The organism is Nostoc sp. CmiVER01 (assembly GCF_034531135.2).
Classification (GTDB): domain Bacteria; phylum Cyanobacteriota; class Cyanobacteriia; order Cyanobacteriales; family Nostocaceae; genus Nostoc.
On sequence record NZ_JAVRBU020000023.1, the window covers coordinates 51,729 to 68,019 of the forward strand.

Consider the following 16,291-nt stretch of genomic DNA (forward strand, 5'->3'; position numbering starts at 1 on the left):
ATTTAATTGGTCTAAACAATACTATTGTACTAATAAATGGCAGATATTGTGTTACTTGCGTAACTCCTGTTGTCTTTACTGTTATCTTTATTAGTAGCATTTGTCTGTAATCTCTATGAACCTTGATAGTCTGTTTGAGATTGTTGATCGCCGACTAATTGAGAGCCACAATCGCCCCCTTAATTCCACCGAAAATCTGGTTTTGCGTGGGATTTGGCAGTATAAAACTTATAACCAAATAGCTCTAGAGGCAGGTTATAGTCCTGGTTACTTTACCAATGTTGTTGCCCCAGAGTTGTTTGGGCGACTTTCTGAGGTCATTGGCCAGCGCGTGACCAAGAAAAACTGTCAGGTGCTACTGGAATCTTATGCCATCATTGAAACAGCTCCAAATACAAAACTTTTGAAACAAGACCTTACGCAATTTCCCCCCACAGTTGATCAGGATAGGTCACCAAGCTATCCCAGCGGCTCAGTTCCTCTCGCCTCTCCCTTTTACCTCAAACGTTCTTACCTTGAGGAGCAAATCTATCAAGAAATCAAGAAACCAGGAGCGTTAATCAGGATTAAAGCTCCTAGAGAAATGGGCAAAACTTCACTGCTGCTGAGGATTCTTGACTATGCGAAGTACCAGGGTTACTGCACTATCAGCTTGAATCTAGAACAAGTCGAGCAGACAATTCTGAGCGACTTGAATCAACTTTTGCGCTGGTTGTGTGCCAATATCGCCCGCCAGCTTCAGCTTCAACCAATGTTAGATGAGTATTGGGATGAAGATTTGGGAAGTAAAGTTAGCTGCACCATCTACTTTCAAGAATATCTACTAGAGTCAATTAATACTCCCCTAATCTTGGCATTGGATGATGTAAACCATATTTTTGAGCATCCCGAAGTAGCGAAGGATTTTCTACCTCTGTTGCGTTCTTGGAACGAAGAAGCGAAAAGACTGCCCATTTGGCAAAAGCTTCGTCTAGTCGTGGTTCACTCAACAGATATTTATGTTCCTCTTGAACTTAATCAGTCTCCTTTCAATGTAGGGTTACCGATTCAGTTAGACAACTTTAGCCAAGAAGAGGTACAGCAGTTAGCCCAACGCTATAGACTCAATTGGACAGATGCAGAAGGAGCTAGACAATTAATGGCAATGGTCGGGGGACATCCGACACTAGTACATTTAGCTCTCTATCATCTGAGTCGAAACGAGGTAACTCTGTCGCAACTGGTAGAAACTGCTCCCATTGCTACCAAAATTTATTCAAATCATTTGCAGCGTCACTGGGCAACCTTGCAAAAACAGCCTGAGTTAGCACAAGCTTTTGATAACGTTCTGAATGCCAATGAATCTATTCTCTTAAATCCCACCCTTACTCACAAGTTAAGCAGTATGGGGTTGATTAAACTTTCTGGATCTGAAGCGATCGCAAGTTGTGAATTGTATCGGCGATTTTTTAGGAAAAAAGAGCAGCATTTGGCGTTGCAGAATAAAAATATGAATTAGTGCGATTGCTATAGAATGTCCAAGATGTGCATTAATCCGCATTTGCAAAATAGTAAACAAAATCGCTACTTTGTATCGTTGGACACAATAGTGATAAATCCTTGAGATGTACCACAGTTAATTTTCATGCTTGGGAATAACACTTTAGTTTACCTGACTTTCAGGCTTAATTGAAGTATTGATTTATGAGTAACAGTATTGAGAGCGCTTACTTAATAACCTGAAGAAAAAAGCTCAAGCTTTTGGTTTAGAACTCACTCTTATTTCTGACCCTACGCAATTGTTGAGAGTACAAGTGCTTAGTACAGCTTTGCGTAAAATCATGGCGAATTGAGGGTTGAAATTTAAACACAAAGGGGTGCAGAGGTAAGCGCAGAGGCACGCAGAGATTTCGCTATGAATTAATGAGATGTTGTACTTAGTTATAAGTTATTTTAGTAACATTACTATTTAAGGATGTTATTTTTCATGAGTTTTACTATGAGTTATGGAGTGAGTTTTATGAGTTTCAGAGTCTATAAGACAACTAATATTAAAAGTAATTCACTGCAATGTTATATCTAATACGAATTTGGTTTACTTGCTCAAATAACTTATTACTTACACTTCTTGTCAACGGATATCAAGACTCAGAAAATTATCATTTATGATGCTGGATAAGCAATACTAGTTCTATGATTCATAAGGCTCTCTCTGATTTAATACAAGTCTTGATAGCTATAAATTCAGGTGTTATAAAAGATTATTCCACTATAACTTTATCATCTATTTTTAATTATACAGCTTCAGCTAAATGTGATTTTAAGTAATAAAATTTTTATTAGTTAATAATTTTATTAAGTATTAGGGGATCAAATGATAAACATTTTAATAAATGATGCAGAATCCCAGACCCAAGACCTCTTAATAAAATGCTTGAAAACAGCAGGTTTTGAAGTGATTTCCACAGATAAATGTTTTATTACTGTTCATCTTAAACAAGAGAACTTATTTACTACCACCGAAATTAAAAAATCAAATACTCAAGAGTATATATTTCCATCTATTCCTCGGCTGCATGAGGTTTTTGAGTTTATTGAATTAAATTATCATCAAAGTATTAGCCTCAAAGAAGTGGCTCAAGCAGTTGGTTATTCCTCAGCTTACTTAACCGACTTAGTACGAAGACTTACGGGGAAAACAGTCAATAATTGGATTATTGAACGCCGGATAGCCCAAGCATGTACATTACTTTTACAAACTAATTACTCCGTTGATGAGATTGCTTTAAAAGTAGGCTATCAAAACATTAATCATTTTTATTGTCAGTTTCGTGATTACTACAAGGATACTCCTTGTGGTTGGAGAGAACTACAGCGTTGTAAAATAGCTTCTAATGAAGCACAAATAAGAAAATAGAAAAAATACTTAAAATTAAAAAGTTTTGTAATTTCTCCTTATTTGCTCATTTAGCTTAATTTCTTTCTTTTTATATTTGTACTTGAGAGTGTAATTGTCCCCATTGTCAATCCTAAAAATAGTAAATCTACTAAATTGGAAATTATTGTAGCAGTGAGTAATTGTTTCAGTATTTACTCACTGCTGTTTTTCCATAAAGTTTTCATATTCATCTATCTATTCTGTTAAACAAACTACTATTTTATACATAGATAAGACTGAAGCCTTATAAGCTAAAGATAATTAACTTTCGCTTTTATGAAAAGCTAAAAATAGTTAATTACCGAGCTAATTAAAAAAGAATAGTATTGATATTAAGAAAGAGCGAAAAGTTTAAACAAGTTAAACCTTGCTTTTTCAAAAAAATAGGGGAAGTTAAGTTAAATGCTACCTCCTATTGAACATAACTTAATCAATCAAAAACGAGGACAAAAATATGTCTACAACACAAGGTACTCCTCCCTGCACACATCGCGTAGGACAAGGAGACACATTTTATGAGCTTGCACGAGCTTATTATGGTGATGCAAGCAATATACAGGCGCAAAAAATTCAAGATGCTAATCCTGGTGTTTCCCCTACAAGCTTACAATTTGGTCAAATACTTAATATTTTTGCATAAATTTTAGTAGTCGGACAGAATTAAATACACCAATTTGGACTGAAATTTTGCCTAGCAAGAAATCAGTATTGTAATTAGTTCTAGCCTTAACCGAGAAGTATTGGGTTAAACCTATGATAATACCTAAAAATATTTAACTTTTGCTTATATTTTGTCTAAAAATAGCTAATTCAAATTTAAGCAAGAAAGAATAATACTATTAGAAACAACGAAATATTTAGTAATTATCTAAATTTTTACTTAAACAATGAAATTTTGTTTTTAAATAAAAAACTATGGCTAACCAATTCCAAAAACGTCAATATGTTTAAACTCAAAATAAGTAAAACGGATCAATAAACTAACTATGTAAAGATAAGTACATAAGAATGGGTATCAAGTACTGTAGCAAAGCTCAAATCAATAATTTTGCACTTTGTAAGCACATTCTTCTGCACGCTCACTTTACTCTAATCCTTAATAAAGGTAACCGTAAATATCTATAATTGGAGTTTCTTAATAATGGTAACGGAATACAAAAATGCAGTTTTAGATGACAAACAGCTTCAACAAGCTTTAAAAGATATTAACCCGAAGTTTGGTGACTTTGTTACTCGTGTAGCAGGTGAAGCGTGGGGTTTACCATTAATTAACCAAAAAACTAAGGCTTTAATAACGATCGCTGTTGATGTTGCCAATCAAGATCAGGTAGGGCCTAGTAGTCCTTTTGCAGCCCATATAAATATGGCTCTCCAGCAAGGAGCCACGAGGGCAGAAATCGAGGAACTCCTGTTGTTTTTATGTGTATACGCCGGGTTCAATAAAGTTGCTGGCTGCTTCGGTGCTTTGAATGAGATTCTCGATCGCCAAACCTAGTTGGCATCAACAAAAAATTAATTGCGAATAAAGGAGTGTAGCAATGATATTAGCAACGACAAGAAAGACCGATTATGCCACACGCGATCGCCAAGGCAAACTAGCCTTCTACGTGCTGTTGTGGAAACGCAAAGGCATTTCCCGTGAACTATTTGATGACTATTGGAGAGATGTTCATGGCCCAGTATGCGCCCGCCTACCAGGTCAGCATCAATACTGGCAGTTTCATCTAGGGCATAGCGAAGGTGGTATATGGCCAACTATAGATGGTATTGAATACACCTGTCTCGAAGAAAACCAGTTTGATGGGATTGCCGAATTAACCTTTGAAACCGAAACCCAACGTCAGATATGGTTTAAATCTGCCGCCATCCTCATGGATGACGAACACAACATTTTTAGCAAAGCCATCGGCTACAATACCGACTCTAGCAACTCCCAAACCTACGTTGATGGGATTCCTACCCCAGACCCCAACGGCAATCTTGGTCTGCTCAAGTTCCACGTCATGGTTAAAAAATCCGATGGTGTGAGTGTAGACCAGTTTCGCCAGTATTTGACACAAAGCTTTGCCCCAGCTGTGGTCAAAAGCGACTCGGTACTCAAGTTCCGCCTGCATTTGTTTGAGGAAGTGGACAACTCGCGCCCTGATGCGGCTGGGGTATCACATTTTGAACCTCTAGAAAAGCAGTATCAAGCCGCCTTTGAAATTGCCTTTGCTAATCCCTTGGAGATGGAAACTTTCTTCGCTTCAAGAGAGTATGCCACTGCCGTCAAAGACCAATCTAAGTATATCAAGCAGCTTTTACCATTTCCCGAACGTAGTGTTTACACCTTTGTCTACGACGGCGAAATGACTCTGGCAGGTCAGCGTAGTTCCACTGTTGCAGAACTGATTGCCAACATTGGAGCCACCAATCAACTTAAGAAGGATGTAGTTTCGCTAATGCTAGAACAAAAACTGAGTTTTTCTAACACGAATGGTTCTTCAAATAGGTCTCAAAATGGTTTACAAACCACTACAACCACATCGAGCCAAAAACGGATTAACTACTACAAAGATTTAGCAGCAGATTATTCTCGACCGGGGCTGGTGAGTACCTATGTTGCTAAAAAACTGATCGAGGATGCTGAAAGGTTTGTTGCCAAGAAAGAAAGAACATTGCCTCAAATTGGAGTTGATTATACCCTCGAACAAATCGAACAAGAGAATAAGGAATGGTGGCCTACTCATTGTGAGGTTTTACGCCAAGGACGAGGTGACATTTTAACAGGGGAATATCGCAACGATTTAATTTATTTGTGTCAGGACGGCCCTTATTACGGCTTAGAACAACAAAAAGAACGCGAGAAACATTGGTGGGCATTAATTGCCCAACCAGGAGTCACTATGTGCTGGCCAATCGTCATGTTTTACGGTGAAGTCACCTATTTTGAGTGGAAGTGTGTAGACGACGAAACCAACGAAAGCATTGCTAAGGGAAATGTCACTTGGGTGCGCCGTGGTCATAGAGGGGGGTGCCATCTCAAAACCGAGCAACTGACATTCTATCGTGATGTTTTTGCCCCAAGTGGACTATTGAATTTGATTACCACAACCTAAAATGAAAAATGCAGTATTGGATGACTTGAAACTGCAAGCAGATTTAAAAGATATCAACCCGAAATTTGGCGATTTTGTGATTTGCGTTGCTGGTTAAGTATGGGGACTACCGTTAATTGACCAAAAGACTAAGGCTCTAATTGCGATCGCTGTTGATATTATTAATCAGACTACCCAGGTTCAGGTAATCTTTTTACAGCCCATGTGAATATGGTTCTTAAACAAAGAGCCACCCACAAAGAAATTGAAAAACTGCTTTTATTCTTATGTGTTTACGCAGGATTCAATAAAGTTGCAGTCTATTTCAATACTTTAAAAGAAATTTTTCAGCAAAGCGGTGATGCAAACATGATATCTGCAATGAGAAAGACCGATTATGCCACACGCGATCGCCAAAGTCAACTAACCTTTTACGCGCTGTTATGGAAACGTAAAGGAATCTCCTTAGAGCTTTTCGATGAATACTGGAGAAATGTACACGGGCCACTCTGTGCGCGCCTACCAGGACAGCATCAGTACTGGCAATTCCATCTTGAGCATAGCGAAGGTGGTTTGTGGCCGATAATTGATGGCATTGAATACAACTGTCCACCAGAAAATCAGTTTGATGGCATTGCCGAATTAACCTTTGAAACCGAAACCCAGCGCGAGACATGGTTTAAATCTGCCGCCATCCTCATGGATGACGAACACAATATTTTCAGCAAAGCCATCGGTTACACCACCAGTGCAGGCAACTCGAAAACCTACGTTGATAGCATTCCCAATGGCGACCCCAACGGCAATTTGAGAACACTCAAATTCCACGTCATGGTGAAAAAATCTGATGGTGTGAGTGTAGACCAGTTTCGCCAGTATTTGACACAAAGCTTTGCCCCAGCTGTGGTCAAAAGCGACTCGGTACTCAAGTTCCGCCTGCATTTGTTTGAGGAAGTGGACAACTCGCGCCCTGATGCGGCTGGGGTATCACATTTTGAACCTCTAGAAAAGCAGTATCAAGCCGCCTTTGAAATTGCCTTTGCTAATCCCTTGGAGATGGAAACTTTCTTCGCTTCAAGAGAGTATGCCACTGCCGTCAAAGACCAATCTAAGTATATCAAGCAGCTTTTACCATTTCCCGAACGTAGTGTTTACACCTTCGTCTACGACGGCAAAATGACTTTAGCGGGACAATGCAGTTCTAAGGTTGCAGAGCTAATCGTAAAAGTAGGAGCAATCAATCAACTCAAGGAGGACGTAGTGTCTCTGATAAATAGTAAGCAGAATGGTAAAACTGGGTTAGGTCATTACTTGCAAGGAGTACAACACTTCGGGATGACAGTTTATGACATGGCAAAAGCTATGGAATTTTACACCGAAGTTTTAGGTGGAAAAGTTGCTCTGAGTGGCGATGGATTTACTGGCCCAGTGTTGCACAATACTCTTTTTCAAAAAGAAGATATTGAGGCAATTGAACGCAAAATTGAGCCGAAAACATTGGGAGTTCCCAACCTCAGAGATGGTTCAGAAGCTGCAATAGATGTAAGGTTTATTTCTTTTGGTAACACTGTTGTTGAACTCATCCATTTCCGGGATGCTAAATTAACACCAAATGCTCCTAATATTTTTGGCAAAGTGTCTTCTTGTGTTGGCTATGCAAACGTACCGCACCTTTCTTTCTATGTGAAAGATGATGTGGATCTCAACCTTTTTGCCACAACCTTAGAACAAGAGTGTCAGAGACGAGGTCTGACTGATGTTGTTTGTAACCGCATCATCGATGTCAAATCAGAAGCCGAAAGAAACAATCTTCCTCTTAAGTACAATGCCAACAAGTTTTGGAATGAACCAGAATATTTCGTCGAAGGCTACTCAGATTCAGAATTCGGCGACTTTGAAGGATGGTCATTGTTTTACTGTAAAGGGCCAAACGGAGAACAACTTGAATTTAACCAAGTGACTCGCAAAGCCAAAGAAAATTTCACCAGAGCGGAGGCAGAATATAACCAAGCCAACAACACAAATTACTGGTTTTTGAACTCCCAAACAAAAACTACAAACACAAATGGAAATGAGACTTATAGCACATACAGCAATCTACCTAATGGTATTTCTCAGTTAGAGCCAGAAAAAGCCAAGCATTTGTTACAAACTGCTCAACCGGAAGCTATCAACAAAGGTTCCCTTGCTCTCAAACATCTCATCAAAAATCAAACTACCAAAGAGGATAAATTAATGACACAGACAACAGCAATTTCCCTAACCAAACCTGAAATCGTTAGACAAATGTTTCAAGCAGGCGAGTCCATGAATGTGAACAACTTCGTCGAGTTCTACACCGATGACTGTTTGTATCAGTTTTCTAACTTTCCCATTGCCTATGGACATCAAGGTATTAAAGACAATTCAATTGCTTTCTTAAATACAGTGGCAAAAGTTTACCACCACATTAAGAATATGTGGGAGATAGGAAACACCGTTATCTGCGAAATGGATGTGACCTATATTCGCCACGATGGTAAGGTGTTTACACTTCCCTGCTGCGACACTATTATCTTCAAAGGAGATAAAGTGCAAGAACTGCGGATTTATATGAATATAGATCCGGTTTTTCAGATAGAACAAGTTGAACCTCAAACCGTCGCTGCAAGCGGTTCATTGAGCCAAAAAATCGAAAAAATGTATGAGGCTTTGCAAGCGGAAAATTGGGATGAATTTATTAGCTTTTTTACTCCCGACATACTCTACAAAATTGGTACAAATGACCCTGTAATTGGGCCGCAAAACTGCCGCGACCTTTTGACACATATCTATAAAACCCTGAAACTTGCAACCTGCAATATCAGAGGAACCTGGGAAATCGGCAATACCGTTGTTTTGGAAATGGATGCTAATTACATTCATAAGCAGGACAAGCGGTTTGTTCAGGTTCCTTGCGTCGATATATACCGTTTTGAAGGGGACAAAATATACGAGTGGAGAGTCTATGCTGATGCCTCTGCAAGTGGTGTTCAGCTTTAAGGGGAAATCAATGAAATGGTAGCTTTTATCAGATAGCAGCACCCTGCGACTTAGACCAATTATCCGGAGTTAGGAACTATGGTAACAAAAGTAACTAGTAAAAAAGGAAAAATAGGTGTTCTGATTGAAGATCACTTTGACGAGTTTGAGTTCAAAACCTTCAATAATTTCTTTACTAGGAATGGATACGAGATAGAGTATATATCTCATCTTTGGAATCAAAAACAACTGACATTCAAGGGAAATGACTTAACACAAGAAGTGACAGTTACCGCAGAAGTGAACGATGTTGCTCCTCAAGATTATGCAGGCATTATTTTAATCGGTGGCTATGCGATGGATCGTCTCCGGTATGAAGAGTATTCTCAAGAGGGACAACCCAACCAAGCCCCAGCCGTCAAATTCCTTCGTAAAGCTGTCAAGGCGATGGATAACGATCAATTAACAATTGGAACTATTTGTCATAGCCTTTGGCTGTTCTGTGCAGCACCAGAATTATTGGAAAATCGTCAAGTTACCTGCGCTCATAATGTGATTGCCGATGTGCAGAATGCCGGAGGAATTATTGTTTTTGATGGCAATGGTACTAAAAGAGTACATACCGACGGCAATTTAATTACGGGAAAACACCCTGATGTAGTTAACGAATTTGTGATTGCTTATTTAGAGGCAATTAACAAGCAAGCATTGAATAAAGTTACCGCTTAAACCAATCCTTTATAAAGTTGCGCTTAATTTTCGCTCTGGCGAAATATCTTTCAAAAAACTCTCTGTACTTTGCGATAACCTTAGCGTTCAAAAGCGAAAATCCGGTGCAGCTTTACAAAGACATAGTTAACTGATTAATCATTGCAATGAGAGGAAAGCTCAAATGGCTATTATCACCACGATAGAAGATGAAATTCAATTTGCACCGCTAATAAATCAATACCAATTAGAACCAGGAAAAGCAAATCCTTTGGGGGCAACGCCAGACAAAGACGGAGTAAACTTTTCGATTTTCTCAGAAAACGCTACATCTGTTGAACTTTTGTTGTTTGAGCAGTATGATGACCCAGAACCATCACAAATCATTAAATTAAACCCCAGGCTGAATAAAACTTTCTACATCTGGCATATCTATGTAAGAGGGTTAAAACCCGGTATTTCCTATGGCTATCGAGTTGATGGGCCTAACGATTTACACAGAAGGGGACACCGCTTCAACAAAAATAAGGTACTGCTCGATCCTTACGCTAAAGGAATTAACAATTTTGTTTGGAACCGTGCTGACGCTTTGGGATCAAAAGACAACGTAAGTACCTCAATGCGTAGTGTAGTCATTGATATCTCTGATTATGATTGGCAAGGCGATCGCCCCCTCAATTACCCAATGAGTGATACCATCATTTATGAGGTACACGTTGGCGGATTTACTAAATCACCCTCATCAGGCTGTCAGCACAGTGGTACATTCTCGGCGATCGTTGAGAAAATCCCTTACTTACAAGAATTGGGAATCACAGCTGTTGAACTGCTGCCGATATTTGACTTTGATGAAAAGCAAACTCTGCGAGAAGTTAACGGTCAACCACTGAAAGATTACTGGGGATATAATCCGCATAGTTTCTTTGCCCCTGAAATCTCTTATTGTAGTTCTCCTTGTGAGGTCAGCCCAATTACAGAGTTTCGAGATATGGTTAAGGCCTTACACAAAGCAGGCATTGAGGTGATTTTAGATGTAGTCTTTAATCATACTGACGAAGGCAACCATGAAGGCCCAACCATCAATTTCAAAGGTTTTGATAATAGTGTCTACTATCACCTAGTCACATCTGACCAGCAATACTACATGGACTACTCTGGCTGTGGCAATACGGTCAACTGCAACCACCCTATGGTAGAGAAGTTGATTATAGATTGCTTGGAATTCTGGGTAAAAGAAATGCACGTTGATGGCTTCCGGTTTGATGAAGGATCTATCCTATCGCGTGGTCACGATGGAGTGGCACTAGTTCATCCGCCAGTAATATGGCACATTGAAACATCCGAATCCTTAGCTAACACCAAAATCATTGCTGAAGCATGGGATGCTGGCGGACTCTATCAAATTGGCTATTTTCCGGGTTATCGGTGGGCAGAATGGAACGGACGCTTCCGTGACGACATCCGGAGCTTTGTTAAAGGAGATCCAGGGCTAGTCGGGGCAGTCGCTACGCGCATTGCCGGAAGTGCTGATCTTTATCAAGAAACCGGACATCTACCGATTAATAGCGTTAATTTTATTACTTGCCACGATGGTTTCACCCTCAATGATTTGGTTTCATACAACTATAAGCACAATGAAGCTAATGGTGAGGGGAACCGTGATGGTATTGATGAAAATTTAAGTTGGAATTGTGGCTTTGAAGGAGAAACTGACAACCTCGAAATTGATACCTTACGTCGCCAACAAATTAAGAATTTCATAGCAATTTTGTTCCTTTCTCAAGGCGTACCGATGATTGTCGGTGGTGATGAAGCCAGACGGACACAAAAGGGTAACAACAACGCCTATTGCCAAGATAATGAAATTAGTTGGTTTGATTGGAATCTTGTGCAGAAGAACGCTGATATATTCAGGTTCTGCAAACGGATAATCGAATTCCGCAAATGTCATTGCAATCCTACCTTGCGTCGCCGTCATTTCTTCAGTGGCGAAGTTAATGAGCGGGGTCTAACAGACATTGCTTGGCACGGTACTAAGTTATTTAGCCCAGATTGGAACGATCCTAATTCCAGAGTACTGGCATTGACTATGGGGGGCTTTGATGGCAATGCAGATATTCACGTCATGCTCAATATGCACTGGGAAGAACTCCACTTTGAACTTCCCTTTCTACTAGATAGGGAATGGTACAAAGTTATCGACACTGCTGAGTCTACCCCTATGGATATTGTCGAACCAGGGAAAGAAACTATCGTTGCAGGTGACATTTGTCTTGTGAAAGGTCGTAGCGTGGTCGTTCTAGTTTCCAAATAAATTCAGGTAAGCAATTTTCACTGGAGCAATATTATGTCTCATCTAGGTTTTTCGTTTTCAGATACCATCGCTGGGTATGTTAGCAATTTTGACTCACACAAAGGTGATTTTGGCACTTTTGACCTCACAACTTCAGATGGTAGGAATTTTTCAGTTGCATTGACCTCAATGACTTCTGCTGAACTGGTGCGTAATCTAGAAGAACCTTATTACGATTGCACTGTGCAGATGAAATCAATGCTGGTGCCAAATCGCTATCTTTTCGCCTATGGTATTTTCTATCCAGAAGCAGACCAGTACAAGTTTGAAGCCAAACACATAGTCTTTCTGGGTCGGACAGAAAGTGAATACTTTTTTGAAAAGCCAAACTGGTGGGTTAACCAGATTCGCAGTCTTGCCAATTTCTATCTCAAATCGCAGTTTGATGACGGCGAAATTGATTATCGCAAATATCGTACCGATCTCAGCTTAGTTGGTGCTAAGGAAAAGACTAATCGTCAGGAAACTGATACTATCTCACGCCTAGTTTATGGTTTTGCTACAGCCTACATGATGACTGGCGATGACCGTTATCTAGAAGCGGCTGAAAAAGGGACTGAGTACCTGCGCCAACATATGCGTTTTCTGGATGAAGGCGAAGGGATTTGCTATTGGTATCATGCCATTGACGTTCAGGCAGATGGTAGTGAACAGAAAATATTTTCCTCAGAATTTGGGGATGATTATGACGCTATCCCCGCATACGAGCAGATTTATGCCCTGGCTGGCCCGACTCAAACTTATCGCATAACTGGCGATCGCCAAATTATGAATGATATTGAGTTGACAGTCAATCTGTTTAACCGTTATTTCCTCGATCAAACCGACAAAGGCGGGTTTTTCTCCCACATCGATCCGATTACCCTTAGTCCCTACAGTGAATCTTTGGGCCATAACCGCGCGAAAAAGAACTGGAATTCCGTGGGAGATCACGCCCCAGCTTATTTAATCAATCTTTGGCTAGCCACAGGTCAGGATGAATACGCCGATTTGCTGGAGTACACATTTGACACGATTGAAAAGCGGTTCCCAGATTACGAGCATAGCCCCTTCGTTCAAGAACGTTTTTATCAAGACTGGAGCTATGATACAACCTGGGGATGGCAGCAGAATCGAGCAGTAATAGGACACAACCTGAAAATTGCTTGGAACTTGATGCGGATGCACCATCTCAGACCAAAAGAAAACTATGCCGCCCTAGCTGAAAAAATCGCCAAGATGATGCCAGCAGTTGGTAGCGACCAACAGCGTGGAGGGTGGTACGACGTAGTAGAACGTGTACTACAACCAGGAGAAGAAATATACCGCCATGTCTGGCACGATCGCAAAGCTTGGTGGCAGCAAGAACAGGCTATCTTAGCCTATCTGATCCTGGCTGGCTCCCTTGGTAATCAGGAATATCAAAGATTGGCCCGTGAATCAGCAGCTTTCTATAATAGTTTCTTCCTCGATACCGAAGTGGGAGGAGTTTACTTCAATGTTTTAGCCAATGGGCTTCCCTACCTCTTAGGCAAAACTGAGCGGGGTAAGGGTAGCCACTCAATGAGCGGTTATCACTCCTTTGAGTTGGCTTACTTGGCAACAGTTTATACTAACTTACTGGTGAATAAACAGCCGATGGATCTCTACTTCAAGCCGAAACCAGGCGGATTTAAGGATGACATTCTCAGAGTTGCCCCGGATATTTTGCCACCAGGCAGTGTGCGGATTGGTGAAGTATGGATCGACGGGCGATCGCACTTTGACTTTGATGCCAACAGCCTAACAGTCAAACTGCCACCTTCTCAAAACGATCTCAAAGTTCGAGTTCGACTATTGCCTACTCAGGTGTCATTCAACGCCACTCTGTTAGAAGTAACTGGAGGTACTGCCAAAATTTCTTTAACTGGGGTACTAGATGCCAGTGCTGTACCAGGTTTTCAGGAAGAGTTAGAGAAAGTGAAAACCCAACCAGTCAAACAGCTGGTATTTCTACTACATAATTTAAAGTGCATATCCAGTGCTGGTGTAAGATCCCTGATTTTCGCTAAACAGAAGTTAGGCGCTGATGTGCATATTTATATAGTTGGTGCGCCTGAACACGTATTACATTTCCTCAAGATGAGTTCTTTCTGCGAAGGCATTACTGTATTAGAGCAGTATGAAGCTATCGAGATGGCCAACGTGTAATTGAACACAACCTAATTGAGGAAAATCAGTAGGCAGAGAACTTTTCCGTGTTCACGTAGCGTCTCTTTCAAGAGAAGACAGGGTGTAGGTGACAAATTCGCTTCTTGTTGGGTGTTATTAAAGGCTAATTAGTTAGCAAGGGTGTTGGGAGTAGGGTGTGGGGTGTAGGGAAGATCAAGAACAGTAAATATAAGTACGGACACAAATCAATCTCTGACTCACTAATTTTCTTTACTACACGCGATACCCGACACCCCACACCCAAAGCCTTATAAACAATGGGTTTGCCGTTAACTTAGTGCTATTCGATTCACGACCATCTTCAATACACCCTACACCCCACACCCAGCCTAAACAGAGAACTTTGTAATCTACTGAACATAACTCAGTGAAGAAGGAAATTATGACGAAACCCGTACTAATGACAATAGACGATGATCCGCAAGTTTTATGGGCGATCGAGCGTGATTTACGGCGAGAATACGGTGGTGACTATCGAGTGCTGCGAGCGGATTCAGGCGAAATGGCTCTGGAGTCTCTCAAACAGTTAAAATTGCGTAACGAGCCAGTGGCACTTTTGCTTGTAGACCAGCAGATGCCGGAAATGACTGGCTTGGAGTTCTTAGAACAAGCCATTGAACTTTTTCCGCAGGTAAAACGCACCTTACTTACAGCTTATGCAGACACAGAGGCGGCCATCAGAGCCATCAATAAAGCAAAAATTGATTATTATTTGATGAAGCCTTGGAATCCTCCGCAAGAGCGTTTGTACCCTGTGCTGAACGATTTACTTGAGGTTTGGCAGGCATCATTTTTGCCATCCTTTGACGGCATTCGCGTTGTTGGTCATAGATGGTCTTGCAAGTCCCATAAAATTAAAGATTTTTTGGCTTGCAATCACGTTCCTTACCAGTGGTTGGATATAGAGTCAGATGAAGCACGCTGCTTGCTTCAGTGTACTAATTATGATGCTATGCAGCTGCCAATAGTGTTATTTCTCGATGGTTCTCACCTGGCAGCACCAACAAATATCGAAATTGCAGAGAAAATCGGGTTAAAGACACGCCCCAAAATGCCTTTTTACGATTTAGTTGTCGTGGGGGCAGGCCCAGCTGGTCTAGCCGCAGGGGTCTATGGGGCATCCGAAGGACTACGCACTGTCTTAATTGAACGGCAAGCCCCAGGAGGACAAGCGGGTTCTAGTTCTCGAATTGAGAATTATCTCGGTTTCCCAACAGGGTTGAGCGGAACAGAACTCGCCAGACGAGCGATCGCCCAGACTCATAAGTTTGGCGCAGAGATTCTAGCACCGCAAGAAGTAACTAACGTGCGTGTAGACGGTCAGTATCGATTTGTAACCCTCTCAGATGGGTCAGAGTTAAGCTGCCACACACTGCTGATTGCATCTGGCGTATCCTATCGTCGGCTGGATGTACCTGGTATTGACAAGCTGATGGGTGCTGGGGTGTATTACGGAGCCGCAATCACTGAAGCATCTGCTTGCCAAGGTGAAAACGTCTTTATTGTCGGGGCAGGCAACTCGGCTGGACAAGCTGCCATGCACCTGTCGAAATACGCCCAGTCTGTGACGCTTGTGGTACGTGGAGAGTCACTTCATAAAACAATGTCCAAGTATTTAATCGATCAAATCGAAGAGACGAAGAATATTAACGTCAAGTTGTTGACCCAAGTTGTTAAAGCCTGGGGCGAAGATAAGCTTGAGGCGCTCACCTTGGTAAACTTACAAGATGAAATGGAAACTTTACCTGCTAGCGCTCTGTTCACCTTTATTGGTGCGCTGCCACATACCAAATGGTTGGATGGTATTTTAGAACGTGATGAGCGGGGATTCATTTTAACTGGGTCTGAATTAATCCGTGATGGCAAACGCCCCAAGGGATGGACACTAGCGCGCAATCCTTTTCTGCTGGAAACTAGTGTACCAGGTATTTTCGCCGCCGGTGACGTTCGCCACCAATCAGTGAAACGAGTTGGTTCCGCAGTCGGCGAAGGTGCGATCGCTGTTCAATTAATTCATCAATATCTTGCATCTTTGTAGAAAGAGTT

10 protein-coding genes are annotated in these 16,291 nt (G+C 41.1%); all 10 read left to right on the forward strand.

All coding sequences use genetic code 11. The annotated features are described in order from the left end of the window. The first annotated feature begins 115 nt into the window (after window positions 1-115). The 10 genes from RMZ43_RS31145 to RMZ43_RS31190 all read left to right on the forward strand — a co-directional run bounded on the left by RMZ43_RS31145 (window position 116) and on the right by RMZ43_RS31190 (window position 16,283). A complete protein-coding gene (locus RMZ43_RS31145) occupies window positions 116-1,498 on the forward strand; it encodes an AAA-like domain-containing protein (protein WP_322654405.1) in 1,383 nt (460 codons plus the stop codon). 855 nt (window positions 1,499-2,353) lie between these two features. Continuing rightward, on the forward strand, window positions 2,354-2,896 hold the full coding sequence (locus RMZ43_RS31150) for a helix-turn-helix domain-containing protein (RefSeq protein WP_322649089.1): 543 nt from the start codon (window positions 2,354-2,356) through the stop codon (window positions 2,894-2,896). Window positions 2,897-3,371: 475 nt separating this feature from the next. Then, the gene (locus tag RMZ43_RS31155) at window positions 3,372-3,557 is read left to right on the forward strand and encodes a LysM peptidoglycan-binding domain-containing protein (RefSeq protein ID WP_322654404.1); all 186 of its coding nucleotides are present in this window, start codon (window positions 3,372-3,374) and stop codon (window positions 3,555-3,557) included. A gap of 501 nt (window positions 3,558-4,058) precedes the next feature. Continuing rightward, on the forward strand, window positions 4,059-4,412 hold the full coding sequence (locus tag RMZ43_RS31160; RefSeq protein WP_322649091.1) for a carboxymuconolactone decarboxylase family protein: 354 nt from the start codon (window positions 4,059-4,061) through the stop codon (window positions 4,410-4,412). A gap of 43 nt (window positions 4,413-4,455) precedes the next feature. Then, window positions 4,456-6,015 carry an EthD domain-containing protein gene (locus RMZ43_RS31165; protein WP_322649092.1) on the forward strand — a complete coding sequence of 520 codons (1,560 nt, stop codon included), beginning with the start codon at window positions 4,456-4,458 and terminating at the stop codon, window positions 6,013-6,015. 360 nt (window positions 6,016-6,375) lie between these two features. After that, on the forward strand, window positions 6,376-9,015 hold the full coding sequence (locus RMZ43_RS31170; protein ID WP_428850942.1) for a nuclear transport factor 2 family protein: 2,640 nt from the start codon (window positions 6,376-6,378) through the stop codon (window positions 9,013-9,015). A gap of 78 nt (window positions 9,016-9,093) precedes the next feature. After that, a complete protein-coding gene (locus RMZ43_RS31175; RefSeq protein WP_322649094.1) occupies window positions 9,094-9,723 on the forward strand; it encodes a DJ-1/PfpI family protein in 630 nt (209 codons plus the stop codon). A 163-nt stretch (window positions 9,724-9,886) separates the two neighbouring features. Continuing rightward, window positions 9,887-12,016 (forward strand): glycogen debranching protein GlgX, encoded by a 2,130-nt coding sequence (glgX, locus tag RMZ43_RS31180; protein ID WP_322649095.1) that lies wholly within the window; start codon window positions 9,887-9,889, stop codon window positions 12,014-12,016. Window positions 12,017-12,049: 33 nt separating this feature from the next. Beyond that, window positions 12,050-14,224: an AGE family epimerase/isomerase gene (locus tag RMZ43_RS31185; protein WP_322655655.1), complete on the forward strand. Its 2,175-nt coding sequence runs from the start codon at window positions 12,050-12,052 to the stop codon at window positions 14,222-14,224. A 403-nt stretch (window positions 14,225-14,627) separates the two neighbouring features. Next, window positions 14,628-16,283, forward strand: a complete 1,656-nt coding sequence (locus tag RMZ43_RS31190; RefSeq protein ID WP_322649097.1) for an FAD-dependent oxidoreductase — start codon at window positions 14,628-14,630, stop codon at window positions 16,281-16,283. Window positions 16,284-16,291 lie beyond the last annotated feature (8 nt).